Source organism: Clostridium sp. CTA-19 (assembly GCF_054767855.1).
On sequence record NZ_BAAABH010000008.1, the window covers coordinates 13,618 to 35,481 of the forward strand.

Annotated in this window: 23 protein-coding genes; all 23 read right to left on the reverse strand. The window is 27.2% G+C overall.

What is annotated here, in order from left to right; translation table 11 throughout:
* Positions 1 to 40 precede the first annotated feature (40 nt).
* A complete protein-coding gene (locus ACYUE0_RS06090; RefSeq protein WP_460269879.1) occupies positions 41 to 1,159 on the reverse strand; it encodes a THUMP domain-containing class I SAM-dependent RNA methyltransferase in 1,119 nt (372 codons plus the stop codon).
* A 22-nt stretch (positions 1,160 to 1,181) separates the two neighbouring features.
* Positions 1,182 to 1,718, reverse strand: coding sequence for a bifunctional pyr operon transcriptional regulator/uracil phosphoribosyltransferase PyrR (gene pyrR / locus ACYUE0_RS06095; RefSeq protein WP_061994854.1), 537 nt, complete (start codon positions 1,716 to 1,718; stop codon positions 1,182 to 1,184).
* Between the two features lie 13 nt (positions 1,719 to 1,731).
* A complete protein-coding gene (locus ACYUE0_RS06100; protein WP_061994855.1) occupies positions 1,732 to 2,652 on the reverse strand; it encodes an RluA family pseudouridine synthase in 921 nt (306 codons plus the stop codon).
* Positions 2,652 to 3,104 (reverse strand): signal peptidase II, encoded by a 453-nt coding sequence (gene lspA, locus ACYUE0_RS06105; RefSeq protein ID WP_061994856.1) that lies wholly within the window; start codon positions 3,102 to 3,104, stop codon positions 2,652 to 2,654. Before lspA ends, ACYUE0_RS06100 begins: the two co-directional genes overlap by 1 nt.
* Positions 3,105 to 3,214: 110 nt before the next feature.
* On the reverse strand, positions 3,215 to 3,823 hold the full coding sequence (locus ACYUE0_RS06110; RefSeq protein ID WP_460269880.1) for a TraR/DksA C4-type zinc finger protein: 609 nt from the start codon (positions 3,821 to 3,823) through the stop codon (positions 3,215 to 3,217).
* 78 nt (positions 3,824 to 3,901) lie between these two features.
* Positions 3,902 to 5,215 carry a 3-phosphoshikimate 1-carboxyvinyltransferase gene (aroA, locus tag ACYUE0_RS06115; RefSeq protein WP_460269882.1) on the reverse strand — a complete coding sequence of 438 codons (1,314 nt, stop codon included), beginning with the start codon at positions 5,213 to 5,215 and terminating at the stop codon, positions 3,902 to 3,904.
* A 12-nt stretch (positions 5,216 to 5,227) separates the two neighbouring features.
* Positions 5,228 to 6,022 (reverse strand): 3-deoxy-7-phosphoheptulonate synthase, encoded by a 795-nt coding sequence (gene aroF, locus ACYUE0_RS06120; RefSeq protein ID WP_061994859.1) that lies wholly within the window; start codon positions 6,020 to 6,022, stop codon positions 5,228 to 5,230.
* 10 nt (positions 6,023 to 6,032) lie between these two features.
* Positions 6,033 to 6,725 carry a 5'-methylthioadenosine/adenosylhomocysteine nucleosidase gene (locus ACYUE0_RS06125; RefSeq protein ID WP_460269883.1) on the reverse strand — a complete coding sequence of 231 codons (693 nt, stop codon included), beginning with the start codon at positions 6,723 to 6,725 and terminating at the stop codon, positions 6,033 to 6,035.
* Position 6,726: 1 nt separating this feature from the next.
* On the reverse strand, positions 6,727 to 7,815 hold the full coding sequence (gene aroB, locus ACYUE0_RS06130) for a 3-dehydroquinate synthase (RefSeq protein WP_460269884.1): 1,089 nt from the start codon (positions 7,813 to 7,815) through the stop codon (positions 6,727 to 6,729).
* Between the two features lie 179 nt (positions 7,816 to 7,994).
* Positions 7,995 to 8,594 (reverse strand): DivIVA domain-containing protein, encoded by a 600-nt coding sequence (locus ACYUE0_RS06135; protein ID WP_061994862.1) that lies wholly within the window; start codon positions 8,592 to 8,594, stop codon positions 7,995 to 7,997.
* An 18-nt stretch (positions 8,595 to 8,612) separates the two neighbouring features.
* The gene (locus tag ACYUE0_RS06140; RefSeq protein ID WP_460269885.1) at positions 8,613 to 9,389 is read right to left on the reverse strand and encodes a YlmH family RNA-binding protein; all 777 of its coding nucleotides are present in this window, start codon (positions 9,387 to 9,389) and stop codon (positions 8,613 to 8,615) included.
* A 3-nt stretch (positions 9,390 to 9,392) separates the two neighbouring features.
* Positions 9,393 to 9,662 carry a YggT family protein gene (locus tag ACYUE0_RS06145; protein WP_061994864.1) on the reverse strand — a complete coding sequence of 90 codons (270 nt, stop codon included), beginning with the start codon at positions 9,660 to 9,662 and terminating at the stop codon, positions 9,393 to 9,395.
* Between the two features lie 15 nt (positions 9,663 to 9,677).
* Positions 9,678 to 10,145: a cell division protein SepF gene (locus ACYUE0_RS06150; RefSeq protein WP_010292327.1), complete on the reverse strand. Its 468-nt coding sequence runs from the start codon at positions 10,143 to 10,145 to the stop codon at positions 9,678 to 9,680.
* 29 nt (positions 10,146 to 10,174) lie between these two features.
* The gene (locus ACYUE0_RS06155; protein ID WP_460269886.1) at positions 10,175 to 10,840 is read right to left on the reverse strand and encodes a YggS family pyridoxal phosphate-dependent enzyme; all 666 of its coding nucleotides are present in this window, start codon (positions 10,838 to 10,840) and stop codon (positions 10,175 to 10,177) included.
* A 380-nt stretch (positions 10,841 to 11,220) separates the two neighbouring features.
* Positions 11,221 to 11,937 (reverse strand): DUF881 domain-containing protein, encoded by a 717-nt coding sequence (locus ACYUE0_RS06160; RefSeq protein ID WP_061994866.1) that lies wholly within the window; start codon positions 11,935 to 11,937, stop codon positions 11,221 to 11,223.
* A gap of 10 nt (positions 11,938 to 11,947) precedes the next feature.
* The gene (locus ACYUE0_RS06165) at positions 11,948 to 12,289 is read right to left on the reverse strand and encodes a small basic family protein (protein ID WP_061994867.1); all 342 of its coding nucleotides are present in this window, start codon (positions 12,287 to 12,289) and stop codon (positions 11,948 to 11,950) included.
* Positions 12,290 to 12,300: 11 nt separating this feature from the next.
* Positions 12,301 to 13,023, reverse strand: a complete 723-nt coding sequence (locus tag ACYUE0_RS06170; protein ID WP_460269887.1) for a DUF881 domain-containing protein — start codon at positions 13,021 to 13,023, stop codon at positions 12,301 to 12,303.
* A 15-nt stretch (positions 13,024 to 13,038) separates the two neighbouring features.
* Positions 13,039 to 13,833: a cell division protein FtsQ/DivIB gene (locus tag ACYUE0_RS06175; protein ID WP_061994869.1), complete on the reverse strand. Its 795-nt coding sequence runs from the start codon at positions 13,831 to 13,833 to the stop codon at positions 13,039 to 13,041.
* A 223-nt stretch (positions 13,834 to 14,056) separates the two neighbouring features.
* Complete coding sequence (gene spoVE, locus ACYUE0_RS06180) at positions 14,057 to 15,166, reverse strand: stage V sporulation protein E (protein ID WP_460269888.1); 1,110 nt, start codon at positions 15,164 to 15,166, stop codon at positions 14,057 to 14,059.
* Between the two features lie 23 nt (positions 15,167 to 15,189).
* On the reverse strand, positions 15,190 to 16,143 hold the full coding sequence (mraY, locus tag ACYUE0_RS06185) for a phospho-N-acetylmuramoyl-pentapeptide-transferase (protein ID WP_460269889.1): 954 nt from the start codon (positions 16,141 to 16,143) through the stop codon (positions 15,190 to 15,192).
* Positions 16,144 to 17,532, reverse strand: coding sequence for a UDP-N-acetylmuramoyl-tripeptide--D-alanyl-D-alanine ligase (locus tag ACYUE0_RS06190; protein WP_460269890.1), 1,389 nt, complete (start codon positions 17,530 to 17,532; stop codon positions 16,144 to 16,146).
* Between the two features lie 3 nt (positions 17,533 to 17,535).
* The gene (locus tag ACYUE0_RS06195) at positions 17,536 to 18,981 is read right to left on the reverse strand and encodes a UDP-N-acetylmuramoyl-L-alanyl-D-glutamate--2,6-diaminopimelate ligase (RefSeq protein ID WP_460269891.1); all 1,446 of its coding nucleotides are present in this window, start codon (positions 18,979 to 18,981) and stop codon (positions 17,536 to 17,538) included.
* A 392-nt stretch (positions 18,982 to 19,373) separates the two neighbouring features.
* A complete protein-coding gene (locus ACYUE0_RS06200) occupies positions 19,374 to 21,563 on the reverse strand; it encodes a stage V sporulation protein D (RefSeq protein ID WP_460269893.1) in 2,190 nt (729 codons plus the stop codon).
* Positions 21,564 to 21,864: the final 301 nt, after the last annotated feature.

The window sequence follows — 21,864 nt, forward strand, 5'->3', positions numbered from 1 at the left end:
TATAAAAAGGGTTAATTCAAACTAGAATTAACCCTTTTTACTATTTCTTTATATTATATTGATAATAATAACATTGTATTCTTCCGTTATATAATTTTCTATTCTTATCTGCTTTTTTACCAAAACATTTTTGAAAATCGTCAAAAGATGTTAGCGTGTAACATGACCAATCATTCAAATTGTTATACATATTGGCAAACTCTTTATATAATACTTTTACTTCATTTTCATCTAGTAATCTTTCCCCATATGGTGGATTTGTTATTATAAGTCCATTTTTCTTTCTTGAACGTACACTTTGCATTGGAAGTTTTTGAAATTTTATAATATCATCTACACCAGCTTTTCTAGCATTATCCATAGCAGTTCTTAGTACTCTACCATCTATATCTGAAGCCAATACTTCTATTTGTTTATTATTTTCTGCCCTCTTAGCACCGTCTCTAACTTGCGCCCACATTTCTTTTGACATATTAGGCCAAGTTTCACTTTCAAAAGTTCTATTTATTCCTGGAGCAATATTTCTCGCTATCATAGCCCCTTCTATTGCTATAGTTCCTGATCCACAGAATGGATCTAAAAGAATTCTTGAACCATCATATTTTGTAATTAATACCATTGCTGCTGCTAAAGTTTCCTTTAAAGGAGCATTTCCTGCATTTTCTCTATATCCTCTTTTATGAAGTCCAACACCAGATGTATCTATAGCTAAAGTTACAACATCTTTTAATATTGAAACTTCGATTTTATATACTGGACCGTCTTCATCAAACCAACTTGTATTATATTTTTCTTTCATTCTTTCTACTACTGCTTTTTTTACTATACTTTGGCAGTCTGGAACACTATGTAATGTTGATTTTACTGATTTTCCTATTACATGCATTTTTCCATCTCTAGGAATATGAAATCCCCAATTTACTGCTTTAGTTCCTTGAAATAATTCTTCAAAAGTTTTAGCAGTAAACTCTGCCATTTTTATAAATACTCTTTCTGCTGTTCTAAGATGTATGTTACATATTGCTATGTCCATCTCATCTCCTTCAAACATAACTCTTCCATTTTCAACTTTTAAATCTTCATATCCTAATTCTTTTAATTCCTTAGCTGTTATAGCTTCTAATCCAAATGTGGTAGTAGCAATAATTTCGTACATCATACTTTTAATCTCCTAGTTTTATTTAATCTTCTAATATATTGACTAAGTCTTCGCCGTCAGTTTCTTTTATTTTTACAAATATTATTTCTTTCTTTGATGTTGGTATATTTTTACCTACATAATCAGCTCTTATAGGAAGCTCTCTATGACCTCTATCTACTAATACAGCTAATTGTATCATTTTAGGTCTTCCTACATCTATTATAGCATCTAATGCTGCCCTTGCCGTTCTTCCTGTGTATAATACATCATCTACTAAAATTATCTTTTTGTTTTCAATTTCTATATCTATATGTGTATTTCCTACCTTAGGTTGTGCTGAAACTTCAGTTAAATCATCTCTATAAAGAGTAACATCAACACTACCTACTGGAACCTTTACTCCTTCAAATTTTTCTATCAATTCAGCTATTCTATTTGCTATTGGAACTCCTCTAGTTTTTATTCCTACTAAAATTACATCTTCTACACCTTTATTTTTTTCTATTATCTCATGTGAAATTCTTGTTAAAGTTCTTTTTATACCTGTATCATCTAATATTATTGATTTAACTTCCAAGACTTAAACCTCCCTATATCTTACTAATATTTCTTAAATTATCCAACAGCTTTTCAAAATACTGTGGTAATTGCGATGAAAATTCAACATATTCACCTTTTGTTGGATGTATAAAACCTAAATCTTTCGCATGTAAAGCTTGACCTTGCAATTTAAATTTTTGTTTTTTGAATCCATATACTTCATCACCTAGTAAAGGATGACCTATATGACTCATGTGAACTCTAATTTGATGGGTTCTACCTGTTTCAAGGTTACATTTAACAAGGGTATAACCTTTAAATCTTTCTATAACTTCATAATGAGTAACTGCATGCTTTCCATTTTTTACAACAGCCATTTTTATTCTTTCTACTGGATGCCTTCCTATAGGAGCATCTATTATTCCACTATCTGTTTTGATAACACCTTCAACTAATGCATAATAAGTTCTTGTTATGCTATGATCTTTAAATTGTTCTGCTAACCTATTATGAGCATTATCATTTTTAGCTATAACTAATATGCCTGAGGTATCTTTATCTATCCTATGAACTATACCAGGTCTTGCAACACCATTTATACCAGACAAATCTTTGCAATGATATAATAATGCATTTACCAAAGTTCCATTATAATTTCCTGGTGCTGGATGAACAACCATGTCCTTATCTTTATTAACAATAATAACATCACTATCTTCATATACTATATCCAATGGTATATCTTCAGCCTCTATTTCAAGTTCTCTAGGCTGTGGTACTTCTATATTTATTACATCTTCTAATTTTAATTTATAATTGCTTTTTTTTATTTTTTCATTTACTACTACTTTTTCATCTTCTATTAGTCCTTGAACATACGATCTAGACTTTCCCTCTAACTTTTCACTTATAAATAAGTCTAATCTTTTATTAATATTATCTTCATCTACTTTTAAAAGTATTTTTTCCATTAAATCTCGTCCTTTATTATACAAATTATTATAGCTACTGTACCTAAACTCACTAATATGTCTGCTACATTAAATGTTGGAAAATAATATACATCTTTATAATGTATACAAATAAAATCTACAACAAACTTATAAACTAATCTATCATAAAAATTTCCTAAAGCTCCTGCTATAATCATTGAAAATGCTATTCTTGTAAGCCTAAATGTTGGTTTTGCCTTTAATAAATAAAATATAATTCCACCAACTACAATAGTAGTTATTAAAACTAAAAACCATATCTTATCTTCTAATATTCCAAAAGCTGCGCCTCTATTTTCTAAATAATCCAATTTAAAAATATTATTTATTATTGTTATTCCATCTGTTCCTTTTAAATAACCTAATGCCCATAATTTAGTTACTCTATCAGCAAAAAATCCTATAATTATTATTAATAACTCTAAAATCATAAAACCCACCCCCTAAAAATAGACTTTAAGTATTTACTGTTAAAATTTCATTCTATTTTTTATATTAAGGTGTATATCTAGCTTTAGATATACACCTTAATATTACTAATCTAATATGGTAATTGATTCTTATATTGTGTATTACTGATACTTTCTATTGGGTCAACATAATAGTTATCATCATAATAATTATCATATTCTCCATCTATATCTATAAAACCATTAATACTTTCATACCCATTATTAAATTTATAAACAGAACTATCTGTTGCCTTATATGAATAATATGACGGCCTTTCACTATTTCTTAAATTCTTCATAGTTTCAATAGAATTATCTTTTACTTTAATTTCCTCATTAACCTTGTTTTCACACTCTATACAATTCTCAGCATATGGAATAAAACTTAGTCTTTCCTGTGATATTAATTTACCACATAAATTACATTTACCATAATCACCACTATCTATTTTATTAATTGCATTATCTATTTTATTAAGTATAGTCTTTTCATTATTTTCAAGTGCTATATCCCTCGTCATGTCAAATAATGCTCCTGCACTATCTCCTGTATGATCATCATATACAGATATCTCACTTGCCATTTCAGCATTAGTATTTATTGATTTTTTAGGTTTCAATTCTTCTATAACTTCGTTTATCTTTTGTTTTTCTCTTATAAGTCTATTTTTAAAATAATTAAGATCATTTTTATTCATAATACATCACTCCTTAAAAGTTAATGTGTAATCTTAATTATTGTTTGTTTATAAGAGAATTTTATTATACTATTTTTATTACATTTTTTCTATTTTTAATACATCTTTAAAATAATTTAGCGATTTTGGAAAAGATATATCAGTGCATTCATAATTTTTTATTATAGTTTTTCCATGATTCTTGATTGCTGCAACTAGAAATGCTAATGCAATTCTATGATCATTATAGGAATCTATTTCTATATTTTTTTCTATTAAATTATTTATTGGTTTAATCTTTAAATTATATTTTCCATCTATAGTAGATTCAATTCCCATGTTTTGTAAATTTTTAATTATAGCTTCTACTCTATCACATTCTTTATACTTTAATTCTTCTACATTTTCAAACAAAGTATTTCCTTTAGCAAAAGCTGCTAAAACGCTTAAAATTGGAATTTCATCTATTATATTAGGAATTTCATCACTTTTCACTGTAACCCCATTCAAATTAGAACTCTCCACATATATATCTCCTATAAGTTCCTCATTTAAAAAGCCAGTTTTGTTTATAGATATATTAGCCCCCATTCGTTTTAATATATCTACATATTTAAGCCTTCCATCATTTAATAAAACATTATTTAATTTTATTTTAGATTTTTCAGATAAAATAGTAGACCCTATTAAAAATGCTGCACTTGACGGATCGCCAGGAACAAATATATCTTTGCTCTCTATATTTGAATTTTCAATAGAAATTTTATTATTATTAATATTTATATTAGCATTTAAATACTTAAACAATTTTTCAGTATGATTTCTTGTTTTGTGAAATTCAGTAACTATAGTTTTTTCACTGGCTAAAAAACCAGCTATTAGTATTGATGATTTAACTTGTGCTGATGGAACTGTCATATTATATTCTATGCCCTTCAACCCGTCATTCTTATTTATTAGTAATGGAAGTTTTCCATTTTTAGATTCTATATGTCCATTCATAAGCGTTAATGGCTCAATAATTCTTTTCATTGGTCTATTTTGTAATGAATCATCACCAACTAATATAGCTCTAATATTTGCTCCACATAACAATCCAGAAATCAACCTTATTGTAGTACCTGAATTATTACAATTTACAGTACCAATATCTTTATTAAAATTAGCATAACCTGGAGAATCAACATATAAAACTCTCTTATTATCTACAATCTTCTCAATTACTATAACTCCAAGTTTTTTTATTATTTCTAAAGTCGTTAAACAATCTTTACTAAAAGAAAAGTTTTCTATTTTATATTTACCTTTAGGTATGCATCCAATAATAAGTGATCTATGTCCTATAGATTTATCACCTGGTATAGTTAAAGATATATCCCAATTTTTCTTGCTACCATATACACATATATCCATATTTATACTCTCCTAAAATAAATTTTCTATTTTTTTTATATTAGAAATTATTTCACTTAAGTTTTCTATTGATATTGTTTGTTTGGCATCGGATATAGCTTTATCAGGATTTATATGACTTTCTATTATAACGCCATCTCCTCCTGCTACAATTCCTGCTAAAGACATTTTCCCTACAAGTTCTCTTCGCCCTGTACCATGACTTGGATCAACTATTATTGGTATGTTATAATTTTCTTTTATTGCAGCAACTAAGTTTAAATCTAATGTATTTCTTGTATAAGTTTCAAAAGTTCTTATACCTCTTTCACAAAGAACAACATCTGGATTTCCACTACTTATTATGTATTCTGCTGCATTTAGCCATTCTGTAAGAGTAGCACTCATTCCTCTTTTTAAAAGTATTGGTATATTATAATTTCCAAGTTCTTTTAAAAGAGTATAGTTATACATGTTTCTAGATCCTACTTGTATCATATCCAAATGCTCTGCACAAGATTCTAAATCTCTTGCATCCATAATTTCAGTAACTATTGGCATATCAAATTCTTTTCCTACTTCATGAAGTATTTTAACACCTTCATGTTTTAGTCCTTGGAAATCATATGGAGAAGTTCTTGGTTTAAATGCCCCACCTCTTAAAATTTGCACACCACATTTTTTTAATCCACTAGTTATTTTTCTCATAGTTTCATAATCTTCTACTGAACATGGTCCAGATATTATAACTTTTTCTGGTCCACCTATAACTATATCTCTTACTCTTACATTTTTCTGTTTTTTAGACTTTTTATCTTCCAATAACATTAAGTATCACCTACATTGACTTTAACATATATCTTAATATGTTATTTGAATTCTCTACTGCTATATCCTTAAATTTTTCATAATCTATGTGAGCTCCATTATTAGCATTATCTGATATAGATCTTATTACTACAAATGGAACATGATTTAAATATGCAGCATGTGCTATACTAGCACCTTCCATTTCACATGCTAATGCATTAAATTCTGAATTTAACCATTTTATTTTTTCAACATTACCAATAAATTGATCGCCTGAAACTATTCTTCCAACAAAGCTTTTATGATTTTTCAATTGATTGCATGCTTCTTTGCATAGTTTTACTAATTTTTCATCACATTTAAAATCAAAAACATCTAATCTCGGTATTTGACCAATTTTATCTCCAAATGCAGAAGTATCCATGTCATGTTGTACTAAATCTGAACCTATAACTATATCTCCAGGATATATTTCCATACCTATTCCACCAGCTATTCCAACATTAATAACTTTATCTACATAATAATCATCGCATAAAATTTGAGTGCAAATTGCAGCATTAACTTTACCTATTCCACATCTTACAATAACAACATTTTTACCGTATAATGTTCCTTTGTTAAACTCCATCATTGCTTTATTTTTTTTGCTTTCTATGTCCATTTCATCTATAAGACCTTTTACTTCTTCGTCCATTGCTCCTATAATTCCTATTACCATTTTAAAAATTCCTCCCTATACTTTTATCAATTGCTTTTAAAATTTCTTCTTCATCAACCTCTATTTTAGTTAAACATTTATTAATGTCCTCTAAAAGGGTAAATTTGATTTTATTATTTTCCATTTTCTTATCATGATTTATAGAATACAAAAATCCTTTTCTATTGTCAACTTTATATGTTGTAGGAATATTTATTTTTTTATAAAGAGTTTCTAATTCTTCATAAAAACTTTCATTTAAATTCAATTTATCTTCGGATATTTTTATTGCAACTAGCATACCAAGTGCTACTGCTATTCCGTGACTTACTTTATGATTAGAGTCAATTTCAATTCCATGACCTACTGTATGACCAAAATTTAATATATTTCTATATCCTAAATCATTATAATCACTTTCAACTACTTCCGATTTTATTTTTATACATTCCTTAACTATATGTAATAATTTATCATTTTCAAGTTCTAATATACCTTTTAAATTATCAGTAATATATTTTAAGATCTCTTGTTTTTTTATGACTCCATACTTGATAACTTCACATAATCCATTTATAAATTCTTTTTCTTCTAATGTTTTTAAAAAATTTACAGATATGAAAACAAAAGTTGGGTCATAAAAAGTGCCTATAACATTCTTTACATTGTTTAAGTTATATGCAACCTTTCCACCTACTGAACTATCTACTTGAGACAAAAGCGTAGTGGGAATGCTTACATATCTTATACCTCTCATATAAGTAGCAGCTACATAGCCTGTTATATCTCCAACTATTCCTCCACCTAAGGCAAATAAAACTGTATTCCTATCGCAATTATTTTCAATAAGAAATTTATATATTCTATCTATTGTTTTATAACTTTTATTTTCTTCACCTTCATCCATGACAAAAATATCATAATGAAACTTTCTCATAAAAGATTTAATATTTTTCTTATATATAGAGTTTACTTTACTATCAGTTATAATAATAAATTTGTCTGTATTTTTGATTTTATTTTCACTCAAAGCTAAATATAGTTTATTTAAGTCGTTGTCCATATATACTTTATAAGGTCTAATATTGCTTTTCACAGTGATTTCTTTCACACCTATCACCTCTCATATAAATCTTATAAATTAAATTTTTTACAAATTATTACTTATTCATTTAAAATATATGTATATTATATCATATTAAAAAACCATATAATAAAATTATTTACATATTTAAACTTTAAATAACAAAAAGACTTCTAAAGTAATTCTACCCTAAAAGTCTTATTTTTTTATTCATTTACAAAAAAACTTTTTATTTCATCTAATTCCTTAGCATCGTAAGCAATTTCTTGTGTATTAGAATCTATTTCCTTAATATTTTCTATTGCAACTTCTTGTAAAACTTCATCTACAGCACTAGAAATGTTATAATTTTTATCAAAATCTTTTTCTAATGTTTCAAACATTTCTATTTGACTTGTCATAAAGTTTCTAAATTTAGTTCTAAATTTTAAAAATTCTTGTTTTGTTTTATCAAAATCATCATTTATTTGAAGTACATCGTTATGTGATTTATCTAAAATCCTCTTTGCTGTTTCATTTGCATTTTTAACAATTAAAGTTGCCTCATTCTCTGCAGTTACTTTTGCTTGCTCAGCAGCATTTTGAGCTAGCAATAAGGTACTTTGTATAGTACTTTCTATTTTGCTATAATGTTCCAACTTATCCTGGAAAACTGTTATTTTTTCCTTTAATGTTGTATTTTCTTTATATATAGCTTCATAGTCCTCTGCAATTTTTTCTAAAAATTCCTCTACTTCTTCTGTACTATAACCTCTCATAACTTTTTTAAATTCTTTATTGTTAATGTCCATTGCAGTTAACTTCATAATTTAACTCACCCCTAATTAATTGTACTTTTTTATGGAAATTTTAAATCTATCACTATTAGTTTTCCCTATAACTTCTCCTATTTTAAATTTTCCATAAGTTCTAATAGTTACTATATCCTCTTTAATTATAATTTTATCTTTTCTAGTTTCTTCTACGTAATTTATTAAAACTCTACCACATTGTATTAAATCTAACGCCTTACTTCTAGATATATTACAAATACCACTTATAATATTATCTAATCTTAAAGAAGTAACTATTATAATTTTTTCTTCAAAGTTTATTTTAGGTATGTTTAAAACATTATCCTGTAGTTCAATAACTTCACAAGGACATTTTCCTATAGAATTAAGATTTAACATTAAGAAATCTACAATTTCTTCTACTACGGGAACATAGGCACTATTATCTTGAACTATCAGATCCCCTAAAAGTTCTCTTTTTATTCCTTGAGCCATTATAGATCCTAAATAATCTTTATGGCTTAAATTCTTAAATTTTGACTTATTTACTATTTTTAATAATACCATAGGATAATAACTCGGTATTTCATAACTACTTATAGAAATCATTACTCTTTCACATTCTTCAAATATTCCATTGCAATATATTTTTATATCAATGCTTTTTTCTATGGATTTGAGTTTATTATAAATCCCTCTATATATAAAAAATCTTGAATAGACTACTTTATTAGTTTTATCCGCTAATAAAAGCTTATCATATAGTTTATATATAATATTTTCATCATATCCACTGAAATGATTCAAAAATTCTTTTTTATTCATCATATATTATAGTATTACCATTAATAGCCTTAATATTATACTTTCTATAATATAAATTAAAAAATATGCAATGATTGGCGAAAAATCTAAAAGAAATCCTTTAAAAAGTTTATCATTGATTTTCTCGCACGGAACCATTATTGGCTCAGTAATTGTTCGAACTATAGTCCCTATTTTCCCATAACGAGCATTCGGCACCCAGGATAATAAACATTCTACAAGTATTGCTACCTTTATTACCTCAAAAAACATACTTACTATTCTTATTATAAGCACTAGTTTAACCCTCCATTATCTTTGCAAACCAAAAAGCCCCTTGCTTGACAACTCATTTTTTAAATCATTAGTTACCTCAACATTTGAGGGACACAAAATAAATACACCTTTTTCAACTTGTTGAAGATCTCCTTCTAGCGAATATACTGCACCTATTAAAAAATCTAATATTCTTTGTCCAACTTTTTGCTCTATACCATTTATATTTACTAAAACTATTTTTCTACTTTTTAAATTATCTACAATTGATTTAGCCTCATCATAATTTTGTGGTTTTATTATTACGACTTTTGCTGAAGTAGCTGTGTGTATATTTACTATTTTATTTTGCTTTTTATTTGTTCCAAAGTTCTCAATATCTAATTCATTTTCTTCAAAAATTTCTTCACTTGTTGCTGAAACTTCTTCTTCCCCTTCTTCTAAATCATCTTGAACCCCTATTCCTATTGCATTGGCAAATTTATCCCAAATCTTTCCTTCCATTAATATGTCTCCTCCCACTTTAAATAAATTTAATTTAAATCATAATTTCTTTTTCCAAATAAAGCTGAGCCTATTCTAATCATATTGCTACCTTCTTCAATAGCATATTTATAGTCTCCACTCATTCCAATAGATAAATATTCCATAGATACATTTTTTAATTTCTTTTCTTTTAAATTATCAAATATATTTTTCATATCTGAAAAATACTTTCTACAACTTTTTTCATCACCTTTAGGTATAGTTGCCATAATTCCTCTTACCTTTACATATTCACATTTTTCAACTTCTTGTAAAAGTTCATCTAGATGCTCTAACATTATACCTGTCTTACTTTCTTCCCTGCCTATGTTAATTTGAATCAACGTATTTGCTATAACATTTGATTTTGAAAATTGTTTTTCTATTTCCTGTAATAATCTTACACTATCTAATGAATGTATAAGTTTTACTTTGTTAATTAAATATTTTACTTTATTTCTTTGTAAATGACCTATTAAATGCCAACTAATATCTTTTGGAAGCTCTTCATATTTTTCAATAAGTTCTTGAACCTTATTTTCTCCAAATTCTCTGCAACCAGCATCATATATCTCTTTTATGTCTTCTACAGGTTTTGTTTTAGAAACCGCTACAAGGACAATGTCCTTCGACAATTCACTAACTACATTTTTATAATTTTCCTTTATCGTCATTATAATATCCTCCTTAAACAAGCATATTATTCTATTTTAAGCCATTTTATAAATTAAATTTAATTATATATTATATTTCGAATAAAATTCATAAAGTTTAAGCTATTATTTTTATTTTTCTCAATTAATATTAGTATTTTAGAAAATTTATCTATTTTTCTTATTATAATGCTATTCTTTTTAGCATTCAATAATTCTAGCTTAAATTCAATTAAATTTATTACTAATATTAATTCTATAAATATAAGTAATTAAATTATTTGCACTAAATATTTTACGTAAAAATATAAATTTGTTAAAAAATCTCAATCTTTATCAATATATTTATTATATTCTTCATTTTAAACAAAAACTCCTTCAAAATACGTAAATATTTGATACTATTTTTCCATATTTTCAGTTAAATAATTATTTTTTATAATACCACTATAAGCTGGGATTTCCAAAGATGACAAAGTCTCGATGTCAACATAACACTCTCTTCTTTTTAATGCCTTAACATGATTTTCTTGAGTTGTTAAATAGTTTTCCATAACATCTTTATTACCTATTGCAGTTATATAAAATGGAGCTACTACTTTTATTCCTCCTACATTTATGTTAGAACCTGCACAAAATCCATAACTGCTCGATACAACCCTATAATCATTAACAGCAATAGCTTCTGCCCCTGCATTTCTTAATTCATTTATTACTTTAATAATATCTTTATCATGTATCAACATGTCTGATGTATACTTTTGTCCAAAAGCAACTTGTGGAGCATCATTTAATGTTATTTTTATTCCTTCTCCTTTTACCTTTGATGTTCCTAGTAATAGTTTATTGTCATTAAGTTCTTTATCTATTTCTTGCATTACCTCAGATGTATAATAAGAACTTTCTTCATATTTCTTTATCTTATTTTCTAAGAAATTTAATTGATCTTGTAATGATATAATATCTCTTTGCAAATTTGCTTTTTCATTGTACGCTTCTTCATATTGATCCATATCAAGATATCTAGTATTATCCCCTATTTCTATATTCATCGAAATTAAAACGCCAACAATTATTGATGCTATAAATACAAATAGAGTGGCTTCATTGTTTCGCACTTACATCACCTCAATTATGGAACTTAGTTTTGTCTAAAAACAACCTTCTTACTATAGCGAAGTTGTTAAATATTCTTCCTGCAAATACTATTATTGCAGCCAAATATACCGGTATGCCTAATTTTTCTCCTAAATACACCATTGCTGCTGCTAGCAATGCATTTCCAAAGAACCCTGATATAAACACATCAGCTCTAAAATTTTTATTAACCATAGCTCTTATTGCTCCAAAAACCGAATCTATACAAGCAAATATAGCCACTGATATGTAAGGTGAGAATTTCACTGGAATATTTATATTAAAAACAACACCAAGTATTATTCCTAAAACCAAACCTATAAATATTATCATTTAATCACCCCTTATTCATTGTCAACTTGTTTTACATATTGAAACTGTTGAGTTTCATTAGTTTTTTTAACCAAAATATCATCTTTCATTTCATAAGTCACATCACAGGTCTTTTGAAGTTTTGATGGGATATTACCTGGAAAATTAATAGCACCTTCTAAAAGCTTTTTATTTCCTATTGCTTTTATTACCACCCTGGCTGTAGGTGAGATTCTTTCATTATTTATAACAATAGTATTACTGCCTGCACTTCTTATTCCACTTCTACTTGTAAGTCTTATATCATTTATAGAAATAGCTTCTGCATCTGCAGCATTTAACTCATTCACAATTGATAACAAATCCAAATCGCTAATGGGAGTAACTTCTATACTGTTATTAAACAAATTACTTTTAGGGGTTATATATATTGTTATACCTGGACCTTTAACATCTACATTTCCACTTTGTAACCTGCTTTGTTGCAACTCATCTAACAATAAAGTACTTTCCTCTGTCCTACCAGCTGCTGCACTTTCAAATTCTTTAGATTTTGATGTCAATTCATCTATCTTTTTTTGAAGATCTTCTTTTTCTTTCTTTAAATGCTCATTTTCTACTAAGATTTCACTGTTATTGGTTGTATCATCTTTTCCAGCAATCTGTTTGTTTAAAGTTTTTATTTGTACTGTTACTAAAAAACCTAAAACTAAAAATATGCTACCTACTATAAGTTGGTTAGTTACCTTCTTCAATTTTAAGCCCTCCTATTAATTTCTATATATAACTGGATTACCATCAAAACTTACATCTACATACCCTTTTATTCCCTGCAACTGTTCATTTTTTAATATATTGATAGCTTTAGTAAGTTTTTCATTTAGATTTTCTTCTGTTCCAATATTTATATACAAGTCACCATCGCAATATAATTTTATATCTACAAAATTATTTAATCCTATAGTATTTATTTTTCTCTTCTCATTTTTATTATATTCATAAATTGTATTACATAAATTATTTATTGTTGATATTCGTTCTGGATTTTTAAGTTCTATTTTACCACCTAATTCTACATTTTTAAACTCTAAATCATTTATATAAATTAGATTGTTATTCTCTATTTTTTTTACTTTTTCTAAAACTATACCATCTTTATCAATAATAAAAAATTCCTCTTTTGATTTAATATAAAAGCTTGCTTGTCTTTCAGTAACTACAATATTTATTTTATTAGGGAATTTAGTTTTTATTTTAACATTTGTGGCATATGGATTATTTTTTATATTTGATATTGCTTCATTTTTTTTGGTTAAAAATATGTTTCTACCAACGGCAATTTTAGAGGCTTCTATTATATATTCAGTCCTTAAATTTTGATTTCCTTCAACCTCTATTGAAGCTATATTAAAATAAGGTAACTTTAAACATAAAGTTATAAGGATACTAATAAGAATTATTAAAAAAGTTGCGGTTCTTTTAATTCTTTTAATTTTTTTCTTTTTCTTTAATAGTTCTTCCTTATTCTCTAAAATAGATTTTTTTTTATTTTTTACAGTCAGCATATCTTCTTCACCTATTTTTCACAAATTTACATTTTATTGATTTATAGTTAATTATATACCATTTATACATTTTTTTAAATATTCACAGAACACCACTTATATGATAACACTATTTTAAATTAAATTCATTATAAAAATCAATTTAATAGCATTATTAAAAGTTCAATAAAAACAAATAAAATTGACACAAACCATGTCAATTTTATTTTTAAATCATATTATTTTATAAGCTTTTATAATTATTCTGCCTTGTAATATTTAATAATATCCCCATTGCTGTCATATTTATAACTAAGGATGAACCCCCATAACTTATAAAAGGAAGGGGAACCCCTGTTGTAGGCATTGAAACTGTAACAACTGCTATATTTATAATAGCCTGCAATGTTATTATAGCAACTATTCCTGTTGCAAGCATTGTGCCATAAATATCTTTAGATTTTAAAATTGCAATTAATCCTCTCCATAAAAATAGTATAAAAAGAATTACTACAAATGCACATCCTATAAACCCTAACTCTTCTCCTACAATGGCAAATATAAAATCTGTATGTGGTTCTGGTATATAGAAACATTTTTGTCTTGACTGTCCTATACCAACTCCTGTAAGTCCACCAGACCCTAGCGCAAGTAAAGATTGTATAAGTTGGTATCCATCTCCTTGAGCATCTTTCCACGGATCCATAAATCCAGTTACTCTTCTTAATCTATAAGGCTCAAATATTATAGCTACTACGCCAAGTGCAACAATTGGCAAAAATATCTTTGCGAATTTTTTCATCTCCACACCTGATATTAAAAGCATAACAAGTGCTACCATCATTGTTATAGCTGTGATACTTAAGTTCTTTTCCGCTAATATTAAACCTGCATAAACCCCAGCTACAGCTAAGCAAGGAACTATTCCTTCTTTAAAACTTTTTATTTTTTCACCTTTTCTATCTATGAACATTGCTATAAATAGTACAACAACATATTTTGCTATTTCAGATGGCTGAAAACCTAGTGGTCCAAGACTTATCCATCTTCTAGCACCATTAACTGGTGGAAAAACAAATACTAATAATAATAATACTATTGTTATTATCATTAATTTACCTGTATATCTTTTATATTTATGATAATCTACGTTCATAGTAACTATCATACTTATAACCCCTAAAGAAGCCCACATTAATTGCTTCCAAAGATAAAATTCTGCATTATTATTTTTAAATGCTGCAGAATATGAACTAGCACTATAAACCATAAGCACGCCAAAACATACTAAAGTCAAAATTATAGCAAAAAGTATAAAATCAATTTCCCCTAGTTTTTTTTTGGTTTTCTTCATATTTCATTTCCCCCAATACTATTTTAAGGTGTAATTGATAAGAAACCTATTAAACAAAGAACTACTGTAATTATGGAAAATACAGCAACTATTTTACTTTCATGCCATCCTGATAATTCAAAGTGATGATGTATTGGACTCATCTTAAATACTCTTTTCCCTGTTAGTTTAAAGGATATTACCTGTATTATAACGGATAAAACTTCTAAAACATAAATTCCTCCAACTATCAAAATCAAAATTTCTAATTTTAGCACCATAGCTACTGCAGCTATTGCACCACCTAACGCTAGAGAACCAGTATCCCCCATAAAAATTTGTGCTGGATAAGAGTTATATCTTAAAAATCCTAATAACGCTCCTGCTACAACTCCGCAGAAAATTGCTAAATTATAATATCCCATACCAAAACTAACCAATGCAAAAAATGTCATTACTAATAATGAAACAGAACTTGCAAGTCCATCTAATCCGTCAGTTAAGTTAACGGCATTTGTTGTTGCTGCAAAATAAAATACTATAAATGGAATAAAGAAAGACCTTAAATCTATAGTTCTATTTATAAACGGAATTATTATATCTGTACCCATTCTTTGTGATGAATAATATCCTAAGAAAATAGCTAAAGCAACTAATAATATCATCTTTTGATAAGATTTTAATCCTTCATTATGCTTGTGTATTATCTTTAAAGAATCATCAATAACACCTATAATACCAAAACCAACTAATGAAATAAGAGCAATCATTGCCTCTGGTTTAACATCTCTTAATATTATAACCATAGTTATAACTGTAGCTAAAATAAATATTATACCGCCCATTGTAGGTGTACCAGCCTTCTTTAAATGGCTTTTGGGACCTTCTTCTCTAATACTTTGACCAAATTTAAATTTGGTAAGTAAAGGAATCATAACTGGTGATAAAATTAAAGTAACTATTAAAGCTATTAAAACTGAATATATAACTTTACTCATTTATATCACCCCCTTAGCATCAAACTCTTTCATTGCATCTACAATAATCTCAAATTTCATTGATCTAGATGCTTTTACAAGTAATACATCTTCATCTTGAATATTGTTTTTCAAAAAGTTTATAGCCTCTTCCTTAGAAGTAAATATATTAAAATTATTATCCCCAAATCCTTCTTCAAAAGCATTTGAATACTCACTTATTACTAGTAACATATCTACGCTATTATTTTTTGCATATTTAGCAACATCCATATGGGCTTTATATGATTCATCACCTAACTCTTTCATAGATCCTAAAACTGCTATTTTTCTTTTTCCATTTAAATTTTTAAGTACATCTATTGCAGCTTCCATTGAATCTGGACTAGCATTATAAGCATCATTAACTATTGTGAATTTATTGCATTTTTCGATATCTAGTCTCATAGATGTAGCTTCTAAATTTTCAAACCCTTTGTTTATATCACTGTATTTTACATCAAACTTTCTTGCTACAGCAATTGCAAGCAATGAGTTTAATACATTGTGTTTTCCTAATACATTAATTTTAAATTTCTCATCAATTAAAGAATTATTTTCTAACACATTAAATTTTATATTTTCTTCACCTATAATTATGTCACAAGCTTTAAAATTATAATCACTTTCTATACCAATTTTTTCAACAATAAAATCATTAGAAGTTACTATTGATAATAAATCATTATCACCATTTACAATTAAAACATTACCTTTTTCAAAAAAGTCTACTATCTCCATTTTTGCTTTTAAGATATTTTCTCTAGTTTTTAAATTTTCGATATGAGAAATTCCCACATTTGTTATAACTGCAATATCTGGTCTTGCTATCTTTGTTAATCTATGAATTTCATTTAAATTGCTCATACCAAGCTCTAAAACAGCTATATCATAAGAATTATCTATGTCAAATACCATAAGAGGTAGTCCAACTTCATTATTAAAATTTCCTTTAGTTTTAAAAACCTTATATTTTTCTGATAAAGCGGCTGCAACTAAATCTTTTGTAGAAGTTTTACCTGTAGACCCAGTTATTCCAACAACTTTTATATTTATTTTTTTTCTATAGTATTCTGCTAAATCCCTTAATGCTTTTCTTGTATCTTCTACCAGAATCACCGATGTATATTCTTTTATATCTATTTTTTTAAAATTCTCATCATGAACAATTAATATTCCAGCTCCATTTTCAGAACACTGTTTTAAATAATTATGTCCATCAAAATTTTCTCCCTTTAAAGCAAAGAATATATCACCTTTTCTTACTTTTCTACTATCTATAGATACAGATTTAAAATTTTCTATATTTCCATTTAAAATTAATTTACCATTAAGTGCATTAACAATTTCATTAATTGATAAATATTCCATGACCTAATACAGCTCCTTTATAATGTCTTCTATTACTTCTCTTTCGTCAAAATGAATTGTTTTATTCTTTAGTACTTGATAATCCTCATGACCTTTTCCTGCTATAACTATAATATCATTTTTCTTTGCCATTTTCATAGCTTCTTTTATAGCTTCTCTTCTATTTTCTATAACAATATAATTATCACTTTTTATACCTTTTTTTATATCCTCAATTATTTTAAAAGGATCTTCTGTTCTTGGATTATCTGAAGTTATTATTGCTATATCACTTAATATTGCGCCTATCTCCCCCATTATTGGTCGTTTTACGCTATCTCTATCTCCTCCACACCCAAATACAGATATAAGTCTTCCTGTAGTAAATTCCTTAACAGATTTTAGAATTTTTTCTAATCCATCAGGAGTGTGTGCATAATCTATTATAACATCATAACCTAAATTATGATTTAACGTTACTATTTCACATCTTCCAGGCACTGTTATAGATTTTAGTCCTTCTTTTATGCTTTCTATAGTTGCTCCTTCATTTAAAGCCGCAACTATACATCCTAATGCATTATAAACATTATATTTTCCTGGTATACTAAGATTAATAACTTCAGCTTTGTTTTTATAATTTATTTTGAATTCTATACCTCTTGAATGAAGATTTAAATCATATGCCTTTAAATCTGACTCTTCATCAATAGAATAAGTTATAATTTCATTATGTGCTATATTTTTAATTTGTTTTCCATAACTGTCATCTATATTAATTACTGACATTTCACTTGCTAAAAATAATTTTAATTTTGCATTAAAGTAATTTTCAAAAGTTTTATGGAAGTCTAGGTGATCTTGTGTTAAATTTGTAAAAATACTTTCTTTAAATTTAACTCCATATACTCTATAAAGATCTAATGAGTGAGAAGACACTTCCATAACGCAATGAGTAACCCCATTATCTACCATGTTTTTAAACAACTCTTGTAATTCTAAGCATTCTGGTGTTGTTCTTTCACTTTTCAATTTTTCATTTCCTATGTAATTTGCAATTGTTCCTATTAATCCTACTTTATAACCACACTTTTCTAGTATAGATTTAATCATAAAAGTTGATGTAGTTTTACCATTAGTTCCTGTAATGCCTATAACATTTAATTTTTCACTTGGATTATCATAGTAATTTCCAGCTGCTATTGCAAGAGTTTTTCTGCTATTTTCAACTAAAATAACAGTAACATCTTCACTAATTTCTACATTTCTTTGTACTATAATAACTTTTGCTCCCTTTTCTATAGCAGCTTTTATATAATCATGTCCATCAACAACAAAGCCTTCTATACAAAAAAAAGCATCTCCATATTGTATTTTTCTAGAGTCATATTGAATAGCATTTATATTAATATCACTATTCCCTCTTATAACTTTATACTCTATATTATTTAAAAGTTTAGATAGCTTCATATTTCCACTCCTTTATATAAACTACTTATCTTTTTATTTTAATTACCTTAATTATAGATATACATCTTAAACTTTAATCTATTGCTATTTCATAAACTTAATTTCTAGTTAAAACAATTCATTCATAACTATCATGTAAATTAGTCTTAATATAAGGTTTGAACACCATATTTTTACTTATACAAAAATTATTACATCTTTAATTGTTTATCTATAACAAGGGAATAGGTAGCATACCTTATGCATGCTACCATATAAATTTATCAATATATATAGTTATACACCATATTTTAAATGTTATCAATAAAATTCCATTACTTTATCCCAATCTAATCAAACTGCAGTTATATAAGTTGTATGAAAAATTATACCTGCCTCATAAAATTACTAGGTTAATCATCAAGTATTGATAAATGTGCTGTTATTACCGTTCCTTTAGAAACTATTTGATTTTTAGCTATACTTTGTTCTATTACAAGTCCCTCACCTTGGAATTCAAATTCTAATCCTATTTCCTTTAATATACTCTCAGCCTTTTCAGGTGTTAACCCAGTAATGTCTGGAACTAAAACTTTTTCATCATCTTCCTCTCCATTGCCTACATATACTAATAATTCTGTTTCCTCTTTTACAGAAATACCTGGTTTAGGATTTATATCAACTATAAATTCTCCTTCACCTTCAACTCTATATTTTAATCCTAAATCTTTAAGAATTTTAACACCATCTTGTTTTTTAACGCCTCTAATTTCAGGTATGTTTACATCCTTTAATTTTCCTTTATCAGAGTCTTCACTATATTCAGGCTTAACCCCTAAATAATTAGCTATATCTGTAAATATCATTTTTCCTACTGGTGCTGCTATCTGTCCTGCATAATACATTGATGGATCTGGTTCATCTATTGATACAAAAACTGTGACCTTAGGGTTATCTGCTGGAAACATTCCCGCAAATGAAGATACATATTTTCCCTGTCCATATACACCATTAACAACCTTTTGAGCTGTACCTGTCTTTCCTCCTATTTTATATCCTTCTATATAACATTTAGAACCTCCACCAGATGAAATTGTTGCTTCCAGATTCTCTCTCATTTGCTTCATAGTTTCTTCTTTAAAATTTCCTTCTATAATTTTAGTTTCATAGGTATTATCAATAACTTTTTCGCCACTTGGCTCATAGTGGATTATTTCCTTCATAACATGCGGAGTAATAAGTTTTCCTCCATTTGCTATAGAATTAAATGCTTGCATATATTGCATTATAGATAAAGTATTACTTTGTCCAAATGATATAGTTGCAAGGTCTACTGTTGTAATTTTATCCACAGGTTTTATTATACCAGAAGCCTCTCCTGGTAAATCTACACCAGTTTTTTTACCAAACCCAAACTTTTCAATATATTGAGAAAGATTTTCTTTTCCCATCCTCTCTGCTAAAGTCATAAAACCAACGTTACATGAATTTTTTATTATTTCTTGAAAAGTTAGAGTGCCATGTCCTATTCTTTTCCAACAGTGTATATTCCTTCCTCCAACTGTCATGCTACCACTACACACAAAGCTATCATTTTCTTTAACATTACCAGTTTCTATAGCTGCTGTAGCTGTAACAACTTTAAAAATAGATCCCGGTTCAAATGTATCACTTATGCACCTATTTCTCCAAATTTTTTGAGTTTCATCATTACTAAGACCTTCTTGCCAAGGAGAATTAGGATTATAATCTGGCTTATTAGCCATTGCTAATATTTCACCATTATTAGGATCCATAATTACAACTGATACTGCTTTTGCACTATTATCTTCTAAAGCTTGCGAAGCAGCCTTATCTGCAAAAGATTGCATATTCTTATCTACAGTTAACACTACATCTTTTCCATCAACAGGCTTAGTATAATTAGATATACTGTTTGAAATGCTCTCATCTTTAGTATCTAGCTCATCAATTTTAATTCCAGGTACACCTGATAAATACTTATTATAATATAATTCTACACCGGTTAATCCATCACCATCTGAATTTGTATGCCCTAGTACATGAGATGCAAAATTATTATTAGGATAATAACGTTTTGTATCTGGAGTTATTACAAAACCTATTATATCTTTTTTTTGTTGATATGCATTAATTTTATCTACAGCTTCTTTTTCAACTCTTCTCTTTAATATAGCACTTCCCATTAACTTTCCATTAGGTAACCTTTTCGTCATTATTTTTAAAGCTTTCTTAGGTTCCATGTCTAATATTTCAGCTACATCTGGTGCAATATCTTCCATGGTTAAATTTTGACTTTCCAAAGAATCTCTAAGAGCATTAAGGTCTAAATCTACTCTATATACATTGGCACTTACCGCAAGTTCATTTTCATCTCGATCTAAGATTCTTCCACGCTTAGCACTTACTCTTACATCATTTGTCCACTGAACTATTGCCCTATTCTTATAATCATCGCCTTTTACAATCATTATGTAACTAAGCCTAATAATCAAAGTAATAAATATTACAAATGCTAAACTAATTAACCCTATTACTCTTCTTTTTATTTTTATCTTATCTCTTAACTCTGATTTAGCCACACACATTCCCCCAAAACATTACTTTTGCTAAAACATTTTTAGTTTAAAACTTTTCACCAAAAGCACTCCTGGATATTAAGTGTATTTCAAATTTATTTGTATATTATTGAATATTTGTTAATATTTTACATTAAAAAATTATAAGATACCCTTATATAACTTTTAAATATTAATACACTTAATATAAAAATTTAATGTAATAAATATTTATTACATTAAATTTTCTATACCAATTTTATTTTTAGTTTATTAATCAAAGTTACAACTGAATATAGAAATTTCTTACGTTATAAACTAACAA

What these genes read in the sequence shown, in the direction of transcription:
- lspA (WP_061994856.1), bottom strand. Translation starts at nt 3,104, where the DNA reads ATGATTTTAGAGTTATTAATAATAATTATAGGATTTTTTGCTGATAGA.
- mraY (WP_460269889.1), bottom strand. Translation starts at nt 16,143, where the DNA reads ATGAGTAAAGTTATATATTCAGTTTTAATAGCTTTAATAGTTACTTTA.
- ACYUE0_RS06090 (WP_460269879.1), bottom strand. Translation starts at nt 1,159, where the DNA reads ATGATGTACGAAATTATTGCTACTACCACATTTGGATTAGAAGCTATA.
- spoVE (WP_460269888.1), bottom strand. Translation starts at nt 15,166, where the DNA reads ATGAAGAAAACCAAAAAAAAACTAGGGGAAATTGATTTTATACTTTTT.
- ACYUE0_RS06135 (WP_061994862.1), bottom strand. Translation starts at nt 8,594, where the DNA reads ATGAAGTTAACTGCAATGGACATTAACAATAAAGAATTTAAAAAAGTT.
- ACYUE0_RS06100 (WP_061994855.1), bottom strand. Translation starts at nt 2,652, where the DNA reads ATGGAAAAAATACTTTTAAAAGTAGATGAAGATAATATTAATAAAAGA.
- ACYUE0_RS06125 (WP_460269883.1), bottom strand. Translation starts at nt 6,725, where the DNA reads ATGGTAATAGGAATTATAGGAGCAATGGACGAAGAAGTAAAAGGTCTT.
- ACYUE0_RS06190 (WP_460269890.1), bottom strand. Translation starts at nt 17,532, where the DNA reads ATGGAATATTTATCAATTAATGAAATTGTTAATGCACTTAATGGTAAA.
- ACYUE0_RS06150 (WP_010292327.1), bottom strand. Translation starts at nt 10,145, where the DNA reads ATGGAAGGAAAGATTTGGGATAAATTTGCCAATGCAATAGGAATAGGG.
- ACYUE0_RS06165 (WP_061994867.1), bottom strand. Translation starts at nt 12,289, where the DNA reads ATGATAATATTTATAGGTTTGGTTTTAGGAATAATACTTGGTGTTGTT.
- ACYUE0_RS06110 (WP_460269880.1), bottom strand. Translation starts at nt 3,823, where the DNA reads ATGAATAAAAATGATCTTAATTATTTTAAAAATAGACTTATAAGAGAA.
- ACYUE0_RS06140 (WP_460269885.1), bottom strand. Translation starts at nt 9,389, where the DNA reads ATGATGAATAAAAAAGAATTTTTGAATCATTTCAGTGGATATGATGAA.
- ACYUE0_RS06195 (WP_460269891.1), bottom strand. Translation starts at nt 18,981, where the DNA reads ATGAAGCTATCTAAACTTTTAAATAATATAGAGTATAAAGTTATAAGA.
- ACYUE0_RS06155 (WP_460269886.1), bottom strand. Translation starts at nt 10,840, where the DNA reads ATGACGATAAAGGAAAATTATAAAAATGTAGTTAGTGAATTGTCGAAG.
- ACYUE0_RS06175 (WP_061994869.1), bottom strand. Translation starts at nt 13,833, where the DNA reads ATGCTGACTGTAAAAAATAAAAAAAAATCTATTTTAGAGAATAAGGAA.
- aroF (WP_061994859.1), bottom strand. Translation starts at nt 6,022, where the DNA reads ATGTTATTGGAAGATAAAAAGTCTAAAAAACAGAAAAATGTAAGAGTA.
- aroA (WP_460269882.1), bottom strand. Translation starts at nt 5,215, where the DNA reads ATGGATATATGTGTATATGGTAGCAAGAAAAATTGGGATATATCTTTA.